The following is an 18,990-nucleotide window of genomic DNA, read 5'->3' on the forward strand; positions in this document are numbered from 1 at the left end:
TCTTTACTGAGCGTCGGCGTTCCGATTATCGGCCCGCCAGCGGATCCCGGCGTCGATGAAGTCGTCAATTTCGCCGTCGAGCACTGCCGAGGTATTCCCCACCTCGTACTCGGTCCGCAAATCCTTCACCATCTGATAAGGATTGAGCACGTAAGAGCGCATTTGATCTCCCCAGGATGCCTTAACATCCCCGGCCAGCAGCTTCTTTTCGGCGTTCTCCTCGGCTTTTTTGATCAGCAGCAGACGCGACTGCAGCACCCGCAGCGCCGCAGCCCGGTTCTGCAGCTGGGATTTCTCATTCTGCATAGACACCACAGTCCCCGTGGGAATGTGCGTCAGTCGAACCGCGGAATCCGTTGTATTCACCGACTGCCCACCCGGTCCAGACGAGCGGAACACATCGACGCGGATCTCGTTGTCCGGAATGTCAATGCTGTCCGTCTGCTCGATCAGCGGAATAACTTCAACGGCAGCAAATGACGTCTGCCGTCGACCCTGGTTGTCAAACGGGCTGATGCGGACCAGCCGGTGGGTTCCGGCCTCCACGCTGAGTGTGCCGAACGCATACGGTGCCTTCACTTCGAACGTAGCGGATTTCAGCCCCGCTTCCTCCGCATAAGAGGTATCCATCACCGTTGTCGGGTAACCGTGCCGCTCGGCCCACCGCAGATACATCCGCAGCAGCATCTGGGCAAAGTCCGCGGCATCCACGCCGCCCGCGCCCGACCTGATGGTCACTACGGCCTCGCGTTCGTCGTACTCACCTGCCAGGAGCGTGACAACTTCCAGCTCCTGCAGTGCCTTGCGCAGCACGGGCAGATCCTTGGCCGCCTCGGCAAGCGTGTCGGCGTCATCCTCTTCCTGCGCCAGCTGGACCAGGACCTCCAGATCGTCGATCCGGGCCTGTAAGGACACCAGCTTCTCCAGTTTGGACTGTGCGTGCGAGAGCCTGGAGGTGATCTTCTGTGCCGCAGCCGGATCGTCCCACAGATTCGGCGTTCCGGCCTGATCACTGAGATCTTCAATGCTCTCCTTGAGCGCGTCGACCTCCGACACCTGCTCGATGGAAAGGTAGGTTGCCCGGAGCGCCCGGATCTCTGCAGCAAAATCGATTTCAGCCATGATAATCCAGCGTACGGCATCAGCCGGTGCGGGGTTCTATAGGCGGACCGCTTACAGGGCTGTCCGGGGGCGCCTAATAGTGTCATGTTTGTCAGCGGGCCAAATGGGACCTGGCCGTGCTCGTTGCCGTGATGGCGATCCCGTCCGGGACCAGAAAATTGATGAAGAGCGGATGCACGACGTCGGTCAGCGTCACCTTGGCGCTCCGACCATCGTCCGTTCCGGTTCCTGCACCGACGGCGGGTGCTGTCAGGTTCAGGTGGCCAGAGTTCCGATACAGGTACGACACCGCTGCTGCCTGTACCCCGCCCTCGGACAATGTGGTCACCGGCGGTCCGGTCTTTCCGACGACACCGCCGAGAGTGAAACTGTCCGCTGCGGCAACGGCAGCGCCGTCTGCCGCCGAGAGTAACTTCTTATGTCCAATGTAGACACTCGATACAGCGGCGACGACGGTGACCAGCAGCAGTGCCAGGAGAACGTAGCCGATAATCATTACCATTAGCTCACCGCCCTCCAGATCCTTTTCCGCATCGCCCTTGGCAGCATTTTCCTTCACGGCGCCTTGCTTTGCGGGTCCGCGTTTCCCGGCACCATCCTTGGAGGTCCTTTCCGTCGCGGGCCGGTTGCTTCCCGCAGCAGAGCCTCTTGGGCTGTTTCGCTGCCTTTCACCCCTCATCGGAACCTACCCACGAGTTGGCTTGCCGCAGCCTCCACGGTGGCAGCGGTCAGCTGAACGCCCGGCAGCGACGGGACCAGCGGTAACGGCACTGCCAAACTCACCGTGGCTGTTACCAGCGAGCCAGGGCCAGCACAATCGGCTGGATCGCACTGCAGGTCCAGCCGAACGTCATTTTGGCCGAAGCCATAATCGGCCATGGCCAGCACAACGGCCTCTTCCGCTGCCGTCCGCGCCGCAGCAGGCTCCGGCGCGGCAACATAGACCTTGGCGGCCTGATCAGCAGCGCCAGTAACGGCGTAGGCCCCTGCCTGCAGCTGCCCGACGGTAATTACCAGATATACCACCGGGATCATCAACAGCACGGCCAGGAACACAAACTCCACCAGCGCCGAGCCGGCGTCGCCACTTTCGGACTCCACCAGCGCCGAGCGGGTCTCTCCGCCCTCAGGCCGGCAGCCACCGGCGGGCCGGTTTTCCAGCAGCAGGTGTCTGAGTTCGAGCTGGCGGAGGCAGCCCTTATGGTTGTAGTGCAGCATGCCCGGAGACCTCCATTGTGGAGCCGGGACCGATAAGTCCCAGCACGGGCAGTGGAGTCTGAACGGTCACCTTGAGCGTTCGCACGCCCATATAGACTTCTTCGGTAACGGTGACCGCGCGGGCGTAGTCGGCGTTCAGCGCACCCGTTATCAGTTCCTCCGTGCGGTCCTTCGCATCGGCGGCGTTCCTGTCCCCCAAGGTTCCGTAGCGGGCTCCGGACGCGGCCGCATCGACCACCGTATTGTGCACGTGGAGTACCAACGTCAGTTGAATAATGATGAGAAACAGAACCGTCAGCAAGGCCCCAACCAGTATGAAATCCACCACCGCGGACCCCGCCTGCGCCTTGGACTGCACCCCAGATGGGGCTTCGTCATCGTCGCCCCCGTTCATTGGGGTTCATCCGCCTTTGTTGACCTGGCTGATCGCCTGATTGAAGAGCCCCTCCAGCGCAGGCCCTGCAATGGCGAGCAGACCTGCGACCAGCACTGCGGACATTAGCGTGATCATTACCCAGCCCGGAACATCGCCTCGGTCGCCCGGGTCCCTGCTGCCGCCGTCGTCCACGGCAGCTGATCCGGCCAACCGGCCGGCGAAGTACGCCGGACCTTGCCGGATCAACACTGTCCTGAGGGCCCAAAGCGCGACCAGCAGCGCCGCTGGTGCCAGTTTTAGTTGTTGCATCGGTTTACTCCTTGCCAATTGTCATTTCATCTCAAACAAAGGTCCTAGAATCCGAATTGGAGCAGCGCCAACCCGGGGAACACGGCAAAAATAATGGTCAGGGGCAATACCCCGAAAACCAGCGGAACCATCATGCCGATCTCCTTTCGCCCCGCTGACTCCATCAGCTCCCGTTTGGCTGTATCGCGGACGTCCTGAGCCTGCGCGCGAAGGACGTCCGCCAATGGTGTGCCGCGCTCCACGGCGACAATAATTCCGTCCACAAACCGCACCAGCGGTATTATCCGGGTCCGCTCGGACAATCCAGTCAGGGCCTGAATTAACGGGATCCCGCTTCGCGTTTGAGCCAGTACGATCTTAAATTCGCCCGAAAGCTCGCCATGCGAGGACCGACAGACTCTTTCCAAGGCACCGGTTGCGCTCTCCCCGGCACCGACGGCGAGCGCCATCAGTTCCGCCAGACTGGGAAATTCCGCCAGGATGCGCCGCTGACGGTGTTTGATCCGAACGGTCAGGAAATAGTCCTTGGCGACGAACCCGGCTCCAGGCAGCACAATCGCACCAAAGAGCGCTAGGGATAGATTGAAACTCCCTGTTGCCGCGGACAGCACTACCGAGGCAACTACCAAGCCCAGGCCGGCTGCTGCCCACAGCACTTGGCGGGCGCGAAAATCCAGCGGGGTCTGGTTCCGTCCGGCCTGCCTGAGCCGAACTGCCAACGCAGCAGCACCGATATCGAATCTGCCCAGCCACCGGATTGCATCGGCGATAAGCGCACGCAATATCCTCTCCAGCGGTCCAAAAAGCACTTGAGGTCCGTCAATATCGCGCAGGAGCCGCGATTGCGGGGCGACGAAGCGCAACTGCGGCTCGATCCGCTCCGCGAAACTGGGGCGGCGCATGAACGGCAGCCGGACGAGTACCAGCCAAAGTCCCGCTCCGAGGATTCCACCGGCAACGATTGCCAGAGCAGCGATGGTACTCATCGAAGTACCCGCTCATCCGCCGGCAGCGTGCCAATGCTGAGCATCACTCGGTAGCAAACCACCGAGACCAGCAGGCCGCCGGACAGAACCAGCCACCCGGCCGAAGAATTGTAGGCGGCGACGGCTTCCGGGCGTGTGGCCAGCAGCATCAGGACCAGCCATGGTGCCGCAACGGCGAGCCGTGCGGCGTTCACTGTCCAGGACTGCCGCGCCTCCAGCTCACTGCGCGTTCTGGCATTGTCCCGAAGAAATCCCGCCAAGGTGCCCAGCAGCCGGCCCAGGTCGGACCCGCCTACCTCACGGGTAAGACGCAATGCCTCGATAATCCGATCTGCGACGGGATCGGCCAGTCTGTCCTTGAGAACGGTCAACGATTGATCGAATTGGCCACCAGCGCGGTACTCGGATCCAAAATCGATGAAGAAATGCCGCAATTGCTCGGGTCCCTTCTCTCCGAGCTGGGTCAGGGCCTCTGGCAGGGACAGACCCGCGCGGATGGCGGAGCGCAGGTGATCCACCACATCCGGCCAGAGTTGCCGCAGAAGCGCCGTGCGCCGCCGCGCCCTCCACCGCACTGCGGCGAGCGGAAGGTAGGCGCCAAACAACCCGAAACAAAAGGCAATCGGCAACGAGCGCGTCGGCAGGTAAAAGAGGACCACCGCCAACAGTCCAAGGCAGGCGCAGCTGAACAGCAATCCAGCCGAGCTGACCCTTTCCACTCCTGCACGGAGCAGAAGTTCGTGCAGATGATCCACGCGGTCCGGCCGCGGAGCACCCTGCGGCAGCTGCCAGCAGGACCACCAGATCAGAAACAGCCCCAGCCCGGCCAGCAGACCTGCAGCGGCCGCCATCAGCTTGCCTCCAAGAGGGCGGCCACGTCGTACCCGGCAGCGGCAAATTTCTCCGGGGCCGGCATCGAGGTTGCCACCGGCCGGAGGCTCCCACCGGTCATCGCAAAGACGGTACCGGATTCAATGACACCGTTTTCGACCCGCCGGCCAAGGAAAAGAATCTCCGAGACAAGGCGGCGCCCGTTGGGCAACCTGACACAGTGCACCACCAAGTCAATGCACGACGCGACAGTAGGCACTACAAAGGACGCGCTGATGTTGGTTCCGGCCAGCAGCGGGAGCGTGCAGAGCTTCGTCACCGCGTCATGCGCCGAATTTGCGTGGATACTGCACATGCCGGGTAGGCCACTATTTAAAGCGATGAGCATATCCAGGCTTTCCGCCTCCCGGACCTCCCCGACGATCAGCCGATCAGGGCGCATCCGCAGAGCCTCTTTCACCAGCCTGCGCAACGGAATCTCGCCCTGGCCCTCCAAATTCGGCTGGCGGCACTGCAGCCCCACCACGTCCCGCAGCGGAAGCTGGAGTTCGAAGAGCTCCTCCACCGTCACCACGCGCTCCCGCGATCCGATACTGGCACACAGACAGTTAAGCATTGTGGTCTTACCCGCCTGCGTGGCACCGGAAACCAGGATATTCAACCCGCTGCTCACCGCTGCACCCAGGAACCGGGCCGACTGCGGGCTGAGCGTACCGAGTCCCACCAAATGCTCCAGCCTGCTGGCCTTAACGATGAACTTGCGGATGTTGACCGCCCAATGCCGCCGCGTAACATCGGGAATCACTACATGCAGTCTCGAGCCGTCCGGGAGGGCAGCATCCACAAATGGACTGCTCAGATCCAGGCGGCGCCCGGAACTCTTGAGCATGCGCTCCACCAGGTCCCGGATCTGCTGATCGGTGAGCGTCAGGGATGTCAGCTCGGACTCGCCGTTCCGGGCCACGTAGATTTCTGTGGGTGCATTGATCCAGACTTCTTCGATCGAGTCATCGTCCAGAAAAGGCTGTAGGGCGCCGAAGCCTGCCACTGCGTCAAATACGATCTGACGGGCGGACGTGCCTGACGTCAGCGGAGGCACGGCTCCCAGCAGTGAGCGTTCGTCATAGTCATTGACCGCTGCCTCCACCAGCCGTCTGACCTCGGCGACCTGCCGCAGCGGATCCAACCCGCGGCGGCGGATCAGCTCGCGGACCTCGTCCTCGACCACACTGACAGCATCCATGTACGCCGGCGTTCCCTCCAACAAACCGGACCCCAACGCGGGGTTCTGGGTGTGAGCCTAGGGCAGATCCTGTTGGCGGTCTATAGGCTTGCTGGGCCTGTGGATATCGGGTTGGTTCGCAGCCTGGAAGAAACAACTCCGGTGGCAGTTAAGACACACTCCCGGCACGAATTGCTATCTTCGATTTCCGGCACGTTTCCCGCTGGTGTGGGACTCAGGAAGTGCCGTCAGGATAGACACAGCCGCATCCGCGCTAATCTGACGTGATCATTGGAGACCGTCCCCGGTCCTGGCGCAGAGCTCCTTGATATCGCCTTCCCGCACTTGTTTGAAACTGAAGGTACTCGTGTCCCCTAATCGGCAACACACGAAGGGCTTGGCTACGTCCTACGACGGCGTACAAAGCACTCCTGCAACCTTGGTAACATAAGCAACAAAAGCGGTGGCTTGTCTCGGCTACCTCTCGGCAGGTCCGCACTCAACACTCATCGGTATCGCCACCCAACTCGATCCAAGCGCCGGAAGACGTCTCCCAGCCCGCGCTTGTCACTGTCCTGACAAGGAAAACAATGCTCCAGCCTGGCTCGCTTCTGCATCTTCGCGGCCCAGCAACAAGGTTCTGCGTGTACATCGCGGTTTCCGTGTTGCTCGTCACATCAGCCGCCGTCAGTCCGGCGTCAGCGGACGTAACACCGCCTGTTCGGGACAGCAAAACTCAGGCGACGACGTCGCCAGCACCGACGCCCGACCCGATCGCGGTACCAACGACGACGCCGACGCCCGACCCGATCGCCGTACCAACGACGACGCCTAAAATGTCGCTCGCTCCCACAACAACGCCTTCCCCTGCGGACAGGACAGCGACCGCTGAGCCGTCAGCGCTGAACGTCCCTTCGTCTGGCGCCGATCCGGGGCATGCTATGGGCAAGGCCGGAAAGGACGCACCCGCCAGTTCGGGTTCAGCGTCCGCCGGAAGTCCAAAGCTAATGGACCCCCACGCGCTATCTGTCAAAACCGCGGGTCAGCCCTCTGGGACTTCGGGTATGCCTATGGGCATCGACGTCAGCGGCTGGCAGGGGAATGTGAATTGGGCTGCGCAGCGGAACAACGGTGTGCGCTTCGCTTACGTCAAAGCCTCCGAAGGTACCTCTGCGATGAACGACTATTTCGGACAGCAATATAACGGAGCAGCCGCCGTGGGCATTCTTCGCGGTGCCTACCACTATGCCCGGCCGGACCTATCGAGCGGAGCCAGCGAAGCTCGAACCTTTGCTAACAGCGGCGGAGGCTGGGCAGCCGATGGACGCACGCTGCCCGGTGTCCTCGATCTTGAGGCCGGCACCCCGCGGACTTCAGGAACTTGCTATGGGAAGACCCCCGGGCAGCTTACCGCTTGGACCCGGGACTTCACCAGCACCTACAAGGCGCTAACCGGGCGCGATGCTGTCATTTACACCGGATACTACTTTTGGCAGGATTGCCTTGGCGGTACCGCCTCGTTCAGCGGCACCAATCCCCTGTGGATTGCGGCCTACGGTGCTGCTGCAAATAATGTTTACATTCCCGGCGGCTGGCCGCAGTACACGTTCTGGCAATACACGAGCGATGGTGGCGACCAGAACGTCTTTAACGGCTCCTATAGCCAGCTTCAGGCGTTTGCCGCGACCGCCGGTTCTGAGCCAGGAACGCTCTTGGTTAAAGGAACCTCAGATCCCACTATTTACATGCTTAGCGGTTCCAGCAAATATGCCATACCGGATTGGGCTACGTTTCTGCGCTACCAAGGCGTCAGCGCTCTGCTGACTCTTGACGATGGATACTTGGCCCGTCTCACCACGGGGCCCGCCGTGGGGCGGTTTGTCCGGTCGCCTGACGGCACAATCTCCTTGCTGAACGGAGGCGCCCTCAATCGAGTACCGAATTGTTCCATGATGAATGATTTCGGGGGCGGGAATTGCACAAATTGGGTACCGCTAAGCAATACTCAGCTGGCCCGCTTTTCCAAGGGCCCGGAGCTGGCCAATGCTGTGCTGCTGCCTGGCAGCCGTAATTTGTTCGTCAAAGGCGGTGCCACGCGTGAGTACTTCGATGTCAGCGCACTGACCCAGGCAGGTCTGCCGACCAGACAGATCTCCCTTCCTGAAGACATGTTTACTAGTGTCCCGAGAGGTACGCCGATCATGCGTGCGGACTCTATCGCCATCGATCGCGAGACGGGAACTCCATATCTATACACGTTGGGCCAGCTCCACGCCCTTCCCGTTTCAGTCAATAAGGAGAACGTCTGGACTCGGTCCTTGGCCGTTTATCACATGGACGCGGTCAGCCTCGGCAAGCTCAAAAAGACTGGTCCTTACACGGGGTGGGCGGCCAATGCTTCCGGCTCCAAGGCTTATCTCGTGGGTTCGGAGAAAAAGTTTCAGCTGACTTCCGCACCTAATTGGGGTGTGTCTGTTACAACGATGTCCGATGGGCTCTTGGCTCTCATCGCCAATGGGAGCAGAATCTCGCTGCCTGCCCTCATTTCCATCGACACCAGTGCAAATATCTACGCGCTCGACGGTGGAAAATTCCGCCAAATTTCAGATTGGGCGACGCTGACCAACCTCTTCGGTCCCACGCTGCCACCAATAGTTGACCTGCCGCCAATGGTGACGAACAGCCTAGCCCCCGCGGCGCCTATTTTGCCAACGGGCAAACTGTACGTCGCTCCCACTAGCCCCATGGTCTATCTCAGCGATGGTACGGGATCGATGGTGCCGCTGCCCAACTTCTCCATCGCTTCCCGGCTCGGAATCAACGGTTATACCCATGTGTCCACCGCATCATTGGCTCCCTACAGAATATCCAATCAGGTCCTTACACCCGTTTTGAACTGCAACGGCGGCAAATATCTCCAGCGCAACGGTAAATTTGTGAGGCTATCAACGTCGGTATCCTCCACTGGCCTCCTCCCTTCAACAGCTCTGGCGCGTTCAACCTGCCAGGCCTTGGGCGTTCCAGCATCGGGATTCACCACTGTTTCTAGACCAGTGTTCGTTATGGATGATGCTTCAAGTACCGTCTACTCGCTTCAGGGGAAGACTAAACGTCCCGTAGGAAATTGGGCTCGGCTGGTCTCCCTAAACGGTGGAAGGACCGATCCCATCATCGCAGTCTACGACGTCGCGACGCTGGCTTCCTTGCCATCCGGGAAGGCGGCCTAGAGGTAAGCCGATGAGGCTTTTGTCTGGACCCGAGGCTTATCCAGCATCATAGACGAGTCGCTAGAGACGAGGTCGTGCTGCTGTCCAGGGACCTGCGTGGGCTGATCGGGAACCCAAGATTACTAGCGTTCGGGTTCCCGGTCTGCCGTCCGGCATATGTCCCATACAACCGCTGACCTAAACTTCGTCCGTGGTGACCCAGCAGAAATGCGGTCCTTAGATATGCCTACTGGAACTGGCGTCGATTGATCAATGAGAGCACTGCCGGATCGCATTCGTTGGATAGAGAGTGGAATCCTCCGCAGCAGCTTTGGTGTGACCACCGATGTAAATTCTCAGAGATCGTCCCCGCGGAGCAGATTCAACAGATATTGGCCGTAGCCACTCTTTACCAGCGGCTCAGCCCGCTGACGAAGCTCATCATCATTAAGGAAGCCCATCCGCCATGAAATTTCCTCCGGGCAGCCGATCGACAAACCCTGACGTTTTTGGACCGTCTTAATGAACTCCGACGCTTCATTCAGTGAATCGAAGGTTCCGGTGTCCAACCATGCGGTGCCCCGCGGCAGGATCTCCACCTGTAGCTTTCCGCGCTCAAGATACGCCCGGTTGACATCCGTTATTTCCAGCTCGCCACGAGGTGACGGCTTTAGATCCCGGGCGATCTGCACAACATCATTGTCGTAAAAGTAAAGTCCTGGAACAGCGTAGTGACTTTTCGGCTTCGCCGGCTTTTCCTCGAGAGAGATGGCGTGGCCGGAGCCGTCAAACTCGACCACTCCGTACGCCTTGGGATCGGCGACCCAGTATCCAAAGACGGCACCGCCGTCGATGTTATTAAAGCGCCGAAGCTGCGTGCCCATCCCCTGGCCATAGAAGATGTTATCTCCTAGCACAAGAGCGACCGGACCGTCGCCAATGTGCTCGGCACCGAGCACGAAAGCCTGCGCGAGACCGTCCGGGGAAGGCTGCTGGACGTAAGTGATGTTGACACCGAATTTGGACCCGTCTCCGAGCAAGCGCTGGAACTGCTCGGCGTCGTGCGGTGTTGTGACTACCAGGATGTCTTGGATACCCGCAAGAATCAGCGTTGACAGCGGATAATAAATCATAGGCTTGTCATAGACGGGAACAAGCTGCTTGCTCACACCCAAGGTGATGGGATGAAGCCTGGATCCGGTTCCACCGGCAAGGATTATTCCGCGCATGCGTACAATCATGGCGGAATGTCCAGAGGTGCAGCAAATCCCGTAACCTTGGAAACTATGCAACGACTCCTCGTAACCGGCGGCGCCGGCTTCATCGGTTCCAATTTTGTGCATTACATTCTGGAGCACACAAACTTCCACGTCACAGTGTTGGATAAGCTAACATATGCCGGAAACCGCGAGTCCCTCAAACATCTGGACGGCGAAAGGCTCACCTTCGTCCAGGGAGATATTACGGATGCCGTTTTGGTCGCTGAATTGGTTCGGGCCACGGACGCAACAGTCCACTACGCAGCCGAGTCACACAACGACAACTCATTACACGATCCCAGGCCCTTCCTGGACACGAACATCATCGGTACCTACACACTGATCGAAGCCGCCCGGCGCTATGCCAAGCGATATCACCACATCTCCACCGATGAGGTCTACGGTGATCTGGAGCTGGACGACCCTGAGCGCTTCACGGAGAACACTCCGTACAACCCGTCCAGTCCGTACTCTTCGACGAAGGCTGGATCGGATCTACTCGTGCGTGCATGGGTCCGCTCCTTCGGACTGCAGGCCACCATCAGTAACTGCTCGAATAACTACGGTCCCTATCAGCATGTGGAAAAGTTCATACCCCGGCAGATCACCAATGTGATCGACGGCATCCGGCCTAAGCTCTACGGCAACGGCCAGAATGTAAGGGACTGGATCCATGCTAACGACCACTCGTCCGCTGTTCTGGCGATACTGGAAAAGGGCAGCATCGGCGAGACCTACCTGATCGGTGCAGATGGCGAGAAAAACAACAAAGAGGTTGTGGAGCTGATCCTCACCCACATGGGACTCCCGTCCGATGCTTATGACCACGTCATCGACCGAGCAGGCCACGACCTGCGGTACGCCATAGATTCGACCAAGCTTCAGACTGAGCTAGGCTGGACCGCCCAATTCTCGAATTTTGACGCCGGCATTGAGGACACGATTATGTGGTACTGCGACAATGAGTCCTGGTGGCGCCCGCAAAAAGCCGAAACCGAAGAAAAATATAAGGAACAGGGACAGTAGATCGTGAGCATTGCGTTTTCAAAGTCCTTGTCGGCAACGCAAACAGCAATTCCGGGACTGATCGTCTGCGACTTGCCCGTCCATGGCGATAACCGCGGCTGGTTCAAAGAAAACTGGCATCGTGAAAAGATGGCTGCACTGGGACTGCCGGACTTTACACCAGTACAGAATAACATTTCATTTAATGAAAAGGCAGGAACGACCCGTGGAATCCATGCGGAACCGTGGGACAAATTTGTCTCGGTCTCATCGGGACGAATATTTGGAGCATGGGTTGACCTCCGCGTAGGGCCTTCTTTTGGCGCCGTTTTTACTGCTGAACTTGACTCCTCAAAGGCAGTCTTTATTCCACGCGGGGTAGGAAATTCGTTTCAGACGTTGGAGGACAATACGTCCTACGTCTATCTGGTGAATGACCACTGGAGTGCTGAAGCCCAATCACACTATACATTTCTGAATTTAGCCGACGAGTCGGTTGCGATTGAATGGCCCATTCCGTTAGAGGAGGCGGAACTCTCGGATAAGGATAAGGCCCACCCGCGTATGGCCGATGTCTGCCCCATGGCGGCAAAGCAAACCTTGGTGGTGGGCGCGGATGGCCAATTAGGTAGCGCGCTGCGGGAGCTCTATGCCGACGACGCGAAAGTCGAGTTTGTAGGGCGAGTCGACTGTGACCTCACCGATGACAATTTCTACGCCTCCCGAAACTGGAAGGGCTATGACACCATCATTAACGCCGCGGCGTTCACCGCTGTCGATGCTGCCGAATCGCCCGATGGCCGGACCGCAGCGTGGAAAGTCAACGTTGACGCCGTCACCAAGCTGGCGCGGGTGGCCATCGAAAACTCGTTGACAATGATCCACATTTCCAGCGATTATGTCTTCGACGGCACTCTGTCTGAGCACACAGAATATGAACAGCTTTCCCCGCTTAACGTCTACGGACAAACTAAGGCCGCCGGAGACGCCGTCGTGTCTCTTATCCCCCGGCATTACATTTTACGAACCAGCTGGGTGATCGGTTCTGGAAATAACTTCGTCACAACCATGGCATCCCTTGCAGAGAGAGGCATTTCACCGTCGGTAGTCAACGACCAGATTGGCCGGCTGACCTTTACACAAGACCTAGCCGCATGCATTCAACATCTGGTGTCCGTGACAGCCCCATACGGTACCTACAACATCACCAATGACGGCGATCCTCAGTCCTGGGCGGATATAGCCGCGGACGTCTTCGAGCTTGTGGGCGCAGGACGGGACTGCGTTAGCGGCGTCAGCACAGCGGAATACTTTGCAGGAAAGACTTCTGCCGCCCGACCCTTAAACAGCAGTCTTGATCTTGCAAAAATCAAGGCGGCTGGTTTTTTCCCGGCAGCGGCTAAGAAGCGGCTAGACATGTATGTTGCGTCCCTAGTCTCGTCTTCGGGTATGAGTGGGAGACCAACGACGACGTAAGCGCCGCCGGGGCTTCCCGGTAGGGTTCGGGGATCCATGATCATGCCGGCAACAGCATCGACATCATTGGCATGCCATGAAGGCTGATTAGCCGCAAACGAATTCCAGTCCCCGTCGCGACAAGAGGATCTTCACCTCAGGGCGACCTGTGGATAGCCGGTAGACTATGGGATCATGACGCAATTATGGACGGGCAACTCTGCCACCCCCCATCGTATTTCAGTAGTAGTTCCTGTATACAAGGGTGAGAGAACCTTACCGGCCGTCATCGCCGAACTAGCGCCGTACTTCGAGCCGTCTATCTCCCCCGATGGCAACAACTACGCTGTTTCTGAAGTTCTGCTGGTCTTCGATCATGGCCCGGACGACTCCGCCCGCGTCATCCGGGCGCTCATCGAAGAATACGACAATGTCCGCGGTGTCTGGCTGAGCCGGAATTTTGGACAACACCCGGCAACGCTTGCGGGCATGGCCTCCGCAGGCGGTGATTGGGTTGTCACCATGGACGAAGACGGCCAACACGATCCCTCGGCCATAGCCGACATGCTCGATACCGCCATGCGCAATCAGTCAACCGTGGTTTATGCCGAGCCCAGCAATAGGGCACCGCACGGTGCACTGCGAAATCTGACGTCTAAGGGAGCTAAAAAAGTCGTCTCAACTCTCCTCTCGAATCCCGCAGCCCCCAGCTATCAAAGCTTTCGCCTCGTGGCGGGGGAAGTTGCACGTTCCGTGGCCGCCTACGCCGGCAACGCTGTTTACCTGGATGTTGCATTGGGCTGGATTGCTTCCAATGTCAGCACGTGTCCTGTCGCCCTGCGCGACGAAGGGGATCGCCAGTCGGGCTACCGCCTGCGTACCCTCCTCTCGCACTTCTGGCGTATGGTGATTTCCAGCGGGACCCGAGGGCTGCGAATGGTCAGCTTTATTGGGGCCATCTTTGCTCTCCTGGGCCTTGGAATGGCGGTATATCTGCTCATCGCTGCCTTAACCGGGCACATTGCCGGACAGCAGGGGTGGACCTCCACCATGATTGTATTGCTGATCGGCACAGGCGCCGTCCTGTTCTCGTTGGGGGTCATTGCCGAATACGTCGGCGTAAGTGTAAATATGGCGATGGGCAAGCCCGCCTACTTGATCGTAGGTGATCCCGCCGTCGGACCACTGGGCAAAGCTGCGGCGGTTAGAGAACGCCAGCCGTCCGTCGATCAGACCTCCTCAGATGCCTGATCCCGTTTGGGTAGTCGGGGCGGGAGGCTTATTGGGGACCGGCGTCGTGGATGAATTTCGGCGGCGGGGCCATGACATCCTGACTTCGCGTGTCCCATGGGCGCGTCCACAGGAGGCCAAGGCCGTCCTCCATGACGATGCCCTTCAACTCGCCGCCCGTGCTGCTGGACAGCCGTGGATCATCGCCTGGTGCGCAGGTGCCGGCGTCACTGGCTCCTCACAGCAGGATCTTGACACTGAACTTGAAGTCTTCGGCTCCGCTCTTGCTTCCATTGCTAAAGCGCTACACGGCCCGGGACATGCCTTGGGCCGCATGTTCCTAGCGTCCTCCGCAGGCGGAGTGTATGCCGGATCGCCCTGTCCTCCCTTCACTGAGGCCAGCCCGGTTCATCCGTTGGCGCCCTATGGTGTCGCCAAGCTTGCGGCTGAGCGGCTGACCGCAGACTTTGCTGCCGCCTCCGAAACCTCCGTCCTGATCGGCCGCATCGCAAACCTGTATGGTCCAGGACAGAACCTGGCTAAACCACAGGGGCTGATTTCCGTCTTGGTTAAGGCCCATCTGACGGGCCAGCCCGCATCGGTCTATGTGTCTTTGGACACGTTGCGCGACTATCTCTACATCGACGACGCCGCCCGGCTTGTGGCAGATAGTATAGACCGCCTTGCCGGCCCTGATGTAGCCTCCGGCTCGGCAATCATCAAAATTCTAGCCACTCAGCGTGCAGATACCATCGGAGCACTCGTCGGAGCCTGCCGGATGGTCTTTAAACAGCGACCTCGAATAGTCCTTGGTGCGTCCCCTCATGCCAAAGTCCAGGCTCACGATCTACGAATGAAGTCCGTTGTTTGGCCGGAGCTCGACCGCAGGACCTTTACCCCGCTTGCTGTCGGCATCGATGCTACGGTCCGGGACATGGCAGGTCGTAGAAATAGGGATGGCCGACTATGACCCGTATCCCACCTCTCGGCACAGCGAGGAATCCGTGAGTACTCAAACATCCCAGCCGAATGAGCCCATTCGCGGCATAACAGCCGGCCCTCCCGGTCCTCTTCGGAAGTTCGTCAAGGACGAGAGAGTTGCTTTCCTCTTGGTGGGCGGAGCGAATACCGCCTTTAGCACCGGGCTGTTCATTGTGCTTGCCCTTGCCTTTCCAAGCACACCGTCGTTCATTCTCCTGACTGTCTCGTGGACTATTTCGCTGGTGTCAGTCTTCATGGTCTACAGGAAACTGGTGTTCCGGGTCAGCGGACATTTCTGGCTCGATTTGGGCCGCTTTGCGTTAGTCAACCTCACGTCCTTGGGTCTTAACGTGCTCCTGCTGGGGATCCTGGCCGACGTGCTGGGCTGGCCTCGAATACCGACGCAGCTTGGCATTACCGTAATTTCGGTGGTTGTCAGCTATTTTGGCCACAAGTATTTTTCGTTTCGCCGGTCGGCGGACAAAGCATGATCGTTTCTTCCGAGAGCCCCTTCTTCTTCGCATTAGGAATCCAGCATGAACCCTAAAGTCTCCGTCGTCATTCCCGCCTACAATAACGCCCACTACATTGCTGAGACACTGGACTCAGTGCTTAACCAGACCTATGACGATTTCGAGGTCATCATCGCCGATCACTCTTCCATCGATGGTACGGCTGAGATCATTAATAAATACGCCGATCATCCGAAAATTCGGATTTTGAGCCCAACAGTCGTGGGCGGCGGAGCTCAGGCCAATTGGAATCGAGTCAGCTCCGAAGCCACCGGTACGTACCTTAAACTGGTATGCGGCGACGATGTCATCGCTCCTACGGCGTTGGCGGAGCAGGTGGCCGCGTTGGAATCTCACCCATCGGCCGTTCTGGTTGCGTGCCTGCGGGATCTGATGGATGCTAATGGCGAAATTTTCATTAGGAGCCGAGGGCTTCAGGGCATTTCAGGACTCGTCACTGGCGAAGAAGCCATCCGCCAGACAGTTCGAAATGGGACAAACATTTTTGGCGAACCGGCATGCGTCATGTTTAAACGCGAACTGCTGGAACTCGAAGGCGGCTGGGATAATTCTTACCCTTATCTAATTGACGAGGCGACCTATGCCCGTATCTGCCAACACGGAGATGTCGTTGCCCTTCGCAAGAGCTTGGCATTCTTCCGTATAAGTGCGAGCCAATGGAGCGTCCGGCTAGCCCGGAAGCAGTCGGATCAGGCCATTGCCTTCCACCGCCAGGTTTCGAAACAAATACCGGGAGTCATCAGCAGCCTTGACCTGGGACTGGGAAACCTTAAAGCCATCGCCATGTCCTATGCCCGGCGTCTGGTTTATCTCCGCCTGCGTGGTCGGATGGGACGCGAAAAGGCGGTCGAAAGCACTGTCTAGCCAGCGCGCGTGCCCATTCAGTTTTCATTTATATTGCCGCATGAACGGACCATTCCTGCAATGATTTCAGCATCCACGCCGAACTCCGCCACGGATGCTCCGGCTATTCCTGCCCCCGGCGCGACGACTCATCCCAATGGGGCGGTGTGGATGGTGGCCACTGTCCTCGCGACTGTGACCGGAGCGCTCGTTCCGTTGATCTTCAATCCGCGCTTCTACTTCTATGACGACACAGCTGCAGGCGCCTACGGCATCTGGTATGAAATCGGCACGAAGCTGCGCGGCGGCCAGTGGCCCCTGTTCAGTGACACCGGATGGGCCGCCGGCAATTACGCTGCCGAGGGCCAGTGGGGTCTCTGGAACCCTGCGGTGATGTTAGTCGGACTGCTCGCCAGTGTTGCCAGTAACGCCGTGGTGTTCACCACCATCTTCAAGATCGTGCTCTTGGCAATTCTGGCCTCCGGCACGTATTTGGTGGCTCGCCGGCTCGGTTCTAACCCGCAGTGGGCCGCAGTCGCCGGGGTGGCGGTTCCACTTGCCGGCTTCACCGTGTATATGGACGCTGCATCCTGGGTCACAGGACTTATGGTCTTCAGCCTGTTGCCGTGGGCATGGTGGGGCCTTCATCGCAGCGTATTCTCGCGTCGAAATCCGGCACCTGCTTTGATAGCCAGCTATCTGCTAATCACTATTGGGTATGTTCACGGTACCCTGATGCTCGCATTATTAATTGTGTCCGTGCTGATCCAGTGCACAGTGGCCAGGCAGTGGAAATTGCTGCTCCGCACATTTGCCTTTGGCGTCATAGCCGCCATGATCGCCCTGACCGTCTACCTTCCCGGTGTGCTGACCGCCTCCGTTACCGTACGCTCCAGTGGGGTCCAAAACACGGGCTTCCTTGGCATCGACCTGACCGGGCTGGCGAGTTCTGCCATCGGAAGTTCCCTCCCCCAAGTCGCTGGTTGGTGGGGAACCTTCTCGCCGGTTCCGCTACTCTATATCGCGTGGTTTTTACCGCTGTTGGCCTTGGTCTCCTTGGTCGCTTTGAAGCGCATCATGCCGCAGCTGGTTAGTCTGATCACTTTTGGCGTCGTCTCCTTGGCCCTGACGCTCGCACCGAGTGATCTGGGACCGTTGCGTTTCCCGGTTCGCCTCGTCCCCTACGTGGCGCTGGTCGTGGTGCTCTTCGTTGCAGTGGTTCTGTCCCGTGCGTCGGTGAAGACCATTGGGCCCAAGCGCATAGCAGGCGTCTTTACCCTTTGGCTGATCGGTCTTTATTTGGCCGTCGCCCAGAATCCAACAATCTCCAAAGCCCACCTTCTTTTCGCGGTCCTATCGGCGGCCGGTCTGGGTCTGGTCCTGCTGGTCCTGAAGAGACCATCGTGGCCGGTCATCCGGCGAGCGGGCCTGACTGGCGCGGCGGTCTGCGTCATCGGTGTCAGCCTGGCTACGTCAGTACTGCAGCACCACTACTTCACCGGCGCCCCGTTGCCGGACTTCCACATGGCGGACACCGTGGATCAGTACAAGAAACCGCTCGAAGGAACTCAGGGCATCGCATTCGTATCGGGCAATCCGATTCCGTTGAGACCAGCGATCTGGGAAGAATCGTTATTGTCCAACCAGTGGTACCTCAGCGATGTCCAGGTTCAGAACTTGTACAGCCCGATCCTTTTCGCCAAGTACACGTACGATCTTTGCATGGACTCCCACGGGTGGACATGCGACCACGCCGTGGACACGCTATTCACCAAGGACCCAACCACGGGCAAGCCTTTAGTCGATCTCCTTTCGATAGACACGGTCCAGGTTCTTAAGCCAGCAAAACCCACCCCGGCCACCGAGCTCTCAAATCGCAAAGTGCCCGACGGCTGGACTGAGATCCATCGCAGCGATCTCTCGCTCGTGTGGGTACGGGACAAGCCGCTGATGAATACCGGAGGACCCGTTTGGACATCCTCAGCGCTGGATGTGAGCACGGTTAGCAACTCCAGTCAACATCTAGTGCTCCATGTGTCCTCCAACAGCGGCGGTACCGTAGTACTCAGCCGGTTAGCATGGCCAGGTTACGATGTCTCGGGTGCCTCGATGGCGGAGCCTACCCGCGGCTATTTGGTCACGCTCGCCATTCCCGCCGGCGCGGAAGGTACAGACGTATCCCTAACGTTCGAGCCTCCGGCGTGGAGGTTCTTGGTGGTCACAATTTATCTGGCCATGGCGGGGGGGCTTGCTTGGTGCATTGCAGAGTCCGTTATCACACGTCGCAGAAGCCGAAGCGAGATCCGGTCGAGCGCCAATAGGACCTTGGTGAAACAATAACAAGGTTACCTGCCGCATCCACACTGTTACCCAGCCACAGTTTCTGCTTAAATAGCGACGCCTCGTCAGTTGTT

At 58.9% G+C, this 18,990-nt stretch carries 17 protein-coding genes; 8 read left to right on the plus strand and 9 right to left on the minus strand.

Annotation, left to right across the window (positions count from 1 at the left end; translation table 11 throughout):
- Positions 1–3: 3 nt before the first annotated feature.
- The 8 genes from prfB to IV500_RS08435 all read right to left on the minus strand — a co-directional run bounded on the left by prfB (position 4) and on the right by IV500_RS08435 (position 6,085).
- Positions 4–1,122 (minus strand): peptide chain release factor 2, encoded by a 1,119-nt coding sequence (gene prfB / locus IV500_RS08400; protein WP_196396360.1) that lies wholly within the window; start codon positions 1,120–1,122, stop codon positions 4–6.
- Positions 1,123–1,213: 91 nt separating this feature from the next.
- Positions 1,214–1,681: a pilus assembly protein TadG-related protein gene (locus IV500_RS08405; RefSeq protein WP_312875868.1), complete on the minus strand. Its 468-nt coding sequence runs from the start codon at positions 1,679–1,681 to the stop codon at positions 1,214–1,216.
- A 116-nt stretch (positions 1,682–1,797) separates the two neighbouring features.
- Positions 1,798–2,340, minus strand: coding sequence for a hypothetical protein (locus IV500_RS08410; RefSeq protein ID WP_230854709.1), 543 nt, complete (start codon positions 2,338–2,340; stop codon positions 1,798–1,800).
- Positions 2,321–2,734, minus strand: coding sequence for a TadE family protein (locus IV500_RS08415; protein ID WP_196396361.1), 414 nt, complete (start codon positions 2,732–2,734; stop codon positions 2,321–2,323). The genes IV500_RS08410 and IV500_RS08415 overlap by 20 nt, the downstream gene beginning before the upstream one ends.
- Before the next feature lie 6 nt (positions 2,735–2,740).
- Complete coding sequence (locus tag IV500_RS08420; protein ID WP_230854724.1) at positions 2,741–2,926, minus strand: hypothetical protein; 186 nt, start codon at positions 2,924–2,926, stop codon at positions 2,741–2,743.
- 143 nt (positions 2,927–3,069) lie between these two features.
- Entirely contained in the window at positions 3,070–4,011 is a 942-nt protein-coding gene (locus IV500_RS08425) for a type II secretion system F family protein (protein ID WP_196396362.1), read from the minus strand.
- On the minus strand, positions 4,008–4,862 hold the full coding sequence (locus IV500_RS08430) for a type II secretion system F family protein (protein WP_196396363.1): 855 nt from the start codon (positions 4,860–4,862) through the stop codon (positions 4,008–4,010). Before IV500_RS08430 ends, IV500_RS08425 begins: the two co-directional genes overlap by 4 nt.
- Positions 4,862–6,085 carry a TadA family conjugal transfer-associated ATPase gene (locus IV500_RS08435; protein ID WP_196396364.1) on the minus strand — a complete coding sequence of 408 codons (1,224 nt, stop codon included), beginning with the start codon at positions 6,083–6,085 and terminating at the stop codon, positions 4,862–4,864. Before IV500_RS08435 ends, IV500_RS08430 begins: the two co-directional genes overlap by 1 nt.
- A gap of 1,043 nt (positions 6,086–7,128) precedes the next feature.
- Between IV500_RS08435 and IV500_RS08440 the strand changes: the two genes are divergently transcribed.
- On the plus strand, positions 7,129–9,291 hold the full coding sequence (locus tag IV500_RS08440) for a GH25 family lysozyme (RefSeq protein WP_196396365.1): 2,163 nt from the start codon (positions 7,129–7,131) through the stop codon (positions 9,289–9,291).
- A 335-nt stretch (positions 9,292–9,626) separates the two neighbouring features.
- Here IV500_RS08440 and rfbA read toward each other — a convergent pair whose 3' ends face one another.
- Complete coding sequence (gene rfbA, locus IV500_RS08445; RefSeq protein WP_196396366.1) at positions 9,627–10,499, minus strand: glucose-1-phosphate thymidylyltransferase RfbA; 873 nt, start codon at positions 10,497–10,499, stop codon at positions 9,627–9,629.
- 57 nt (positions 10,500–10,556) lie between these two features.
- Between rfbA and rfbB the strand changes: the two genes are divergently transcribed.
- The 7 genes from rfbB to IV500_RS08480 all read left to right on the plus strand — a co-directional run bounded on the left by rfbB (position 10,557) and on the right by IV500_RS08480 (position 18,916).
- Positions 10,557–11,555 carry a dTDP-glucose 4,6-dehydratase gene (gene rfbB, locus IV500_RS08450; protein WP_196396367.1) on the plus strand — a complete coding sequence of 333 codons (999 nt, stop codon included), beginning with the start codon at positions 10,557–10,559 and terminating at the stop codon, positions 11,553–11,555.
- A 3-nt stretch (positions 11,556–11,558) separates the two neighbouring features.
- On the plus strand, positions 11,559–13,010 hold the full coding sequence (locus IV500_RS08455; protein ID WP_196396368.1) for a sugar nucleotide-binding protein: 1,452 nt from the start codon (positions 11,559–11,561) through the stop codon (positions 13,008–13,010).
- A gap of 174 nt (positions 13,011–13,184) precedes the next feature.
- On the plus strand, positions 13,185–14,240 hold the full coding sequence (locus IV500_RS08460) for a glycosyltransferase (protein ID WP_196396369.1): 1,056 nt from the start codon (positions 13,185–13,187) through the stop codon (positions 14,238–14,240).
- Positions 14,233–15,189 carry an NAD-dependent epimerase/dehydratase family protein gene (locus IV500_RS08465; protein ID WP_196396370.1) on the plus strand — a complete coding sequence of 319 codons (957 nt, stop codon included), beginning with the start codon at positions 14,233–14,235 and terminating at the stop codon, positions 15,187–15,189. Before IV500_RS08460 ends, IV500_RS08465 begins: the two co-directional genes overlap by 8 nt.
- A 34-nt stretch (positions 15,190–15,223) precedes the next feature.
- Positions 15,224–15,691, plus strand: coding sequence for a GtrA family protein (locus tag IV500_RS08470; protein WP_196396371.1), 468 nt, complete (start codon positions 15,224–15,226; stop codon positions 15,689–15,691).
- Positions 15,692–15,736: 45 nt separating this feature from the next.
- A complete protein-coding gene (locus IV500_RS08475; protein WP_196396372.1) occupies positions 15,737–16,597 on the plus strand; it encodes a glycosyltransferase family 2 protein in 861 nt (286 codons plus the stop codon).
- A gap of 60 nt (positions 16,598–16,657) precedes the next feature.
- The gene (locus IV500_RS08480; protein ID WP_196396373.1) at positions 16,658–18,916 is read left to right on the plus strand and encodes a hypothetical protein; all 2,259 of its coding nucleotides are present in this window, start codon (positions 16,658–16,660) and stop codon (positions 18,914–18,916) included.
- Positions 18,917–18,990: the final 74 nt, after the last annotated feature.

Origin of the sequence: Arthrobacter terrae, assembly GCF_015708085.1 — a bacterium.
Taxonomy (GTDB): Bacteria; Actinomycetota; Actinomycetes; order Actinomycetales; family Micrococcaceae; genus Arthrobacter_M; species Arthrobacter_M terrae.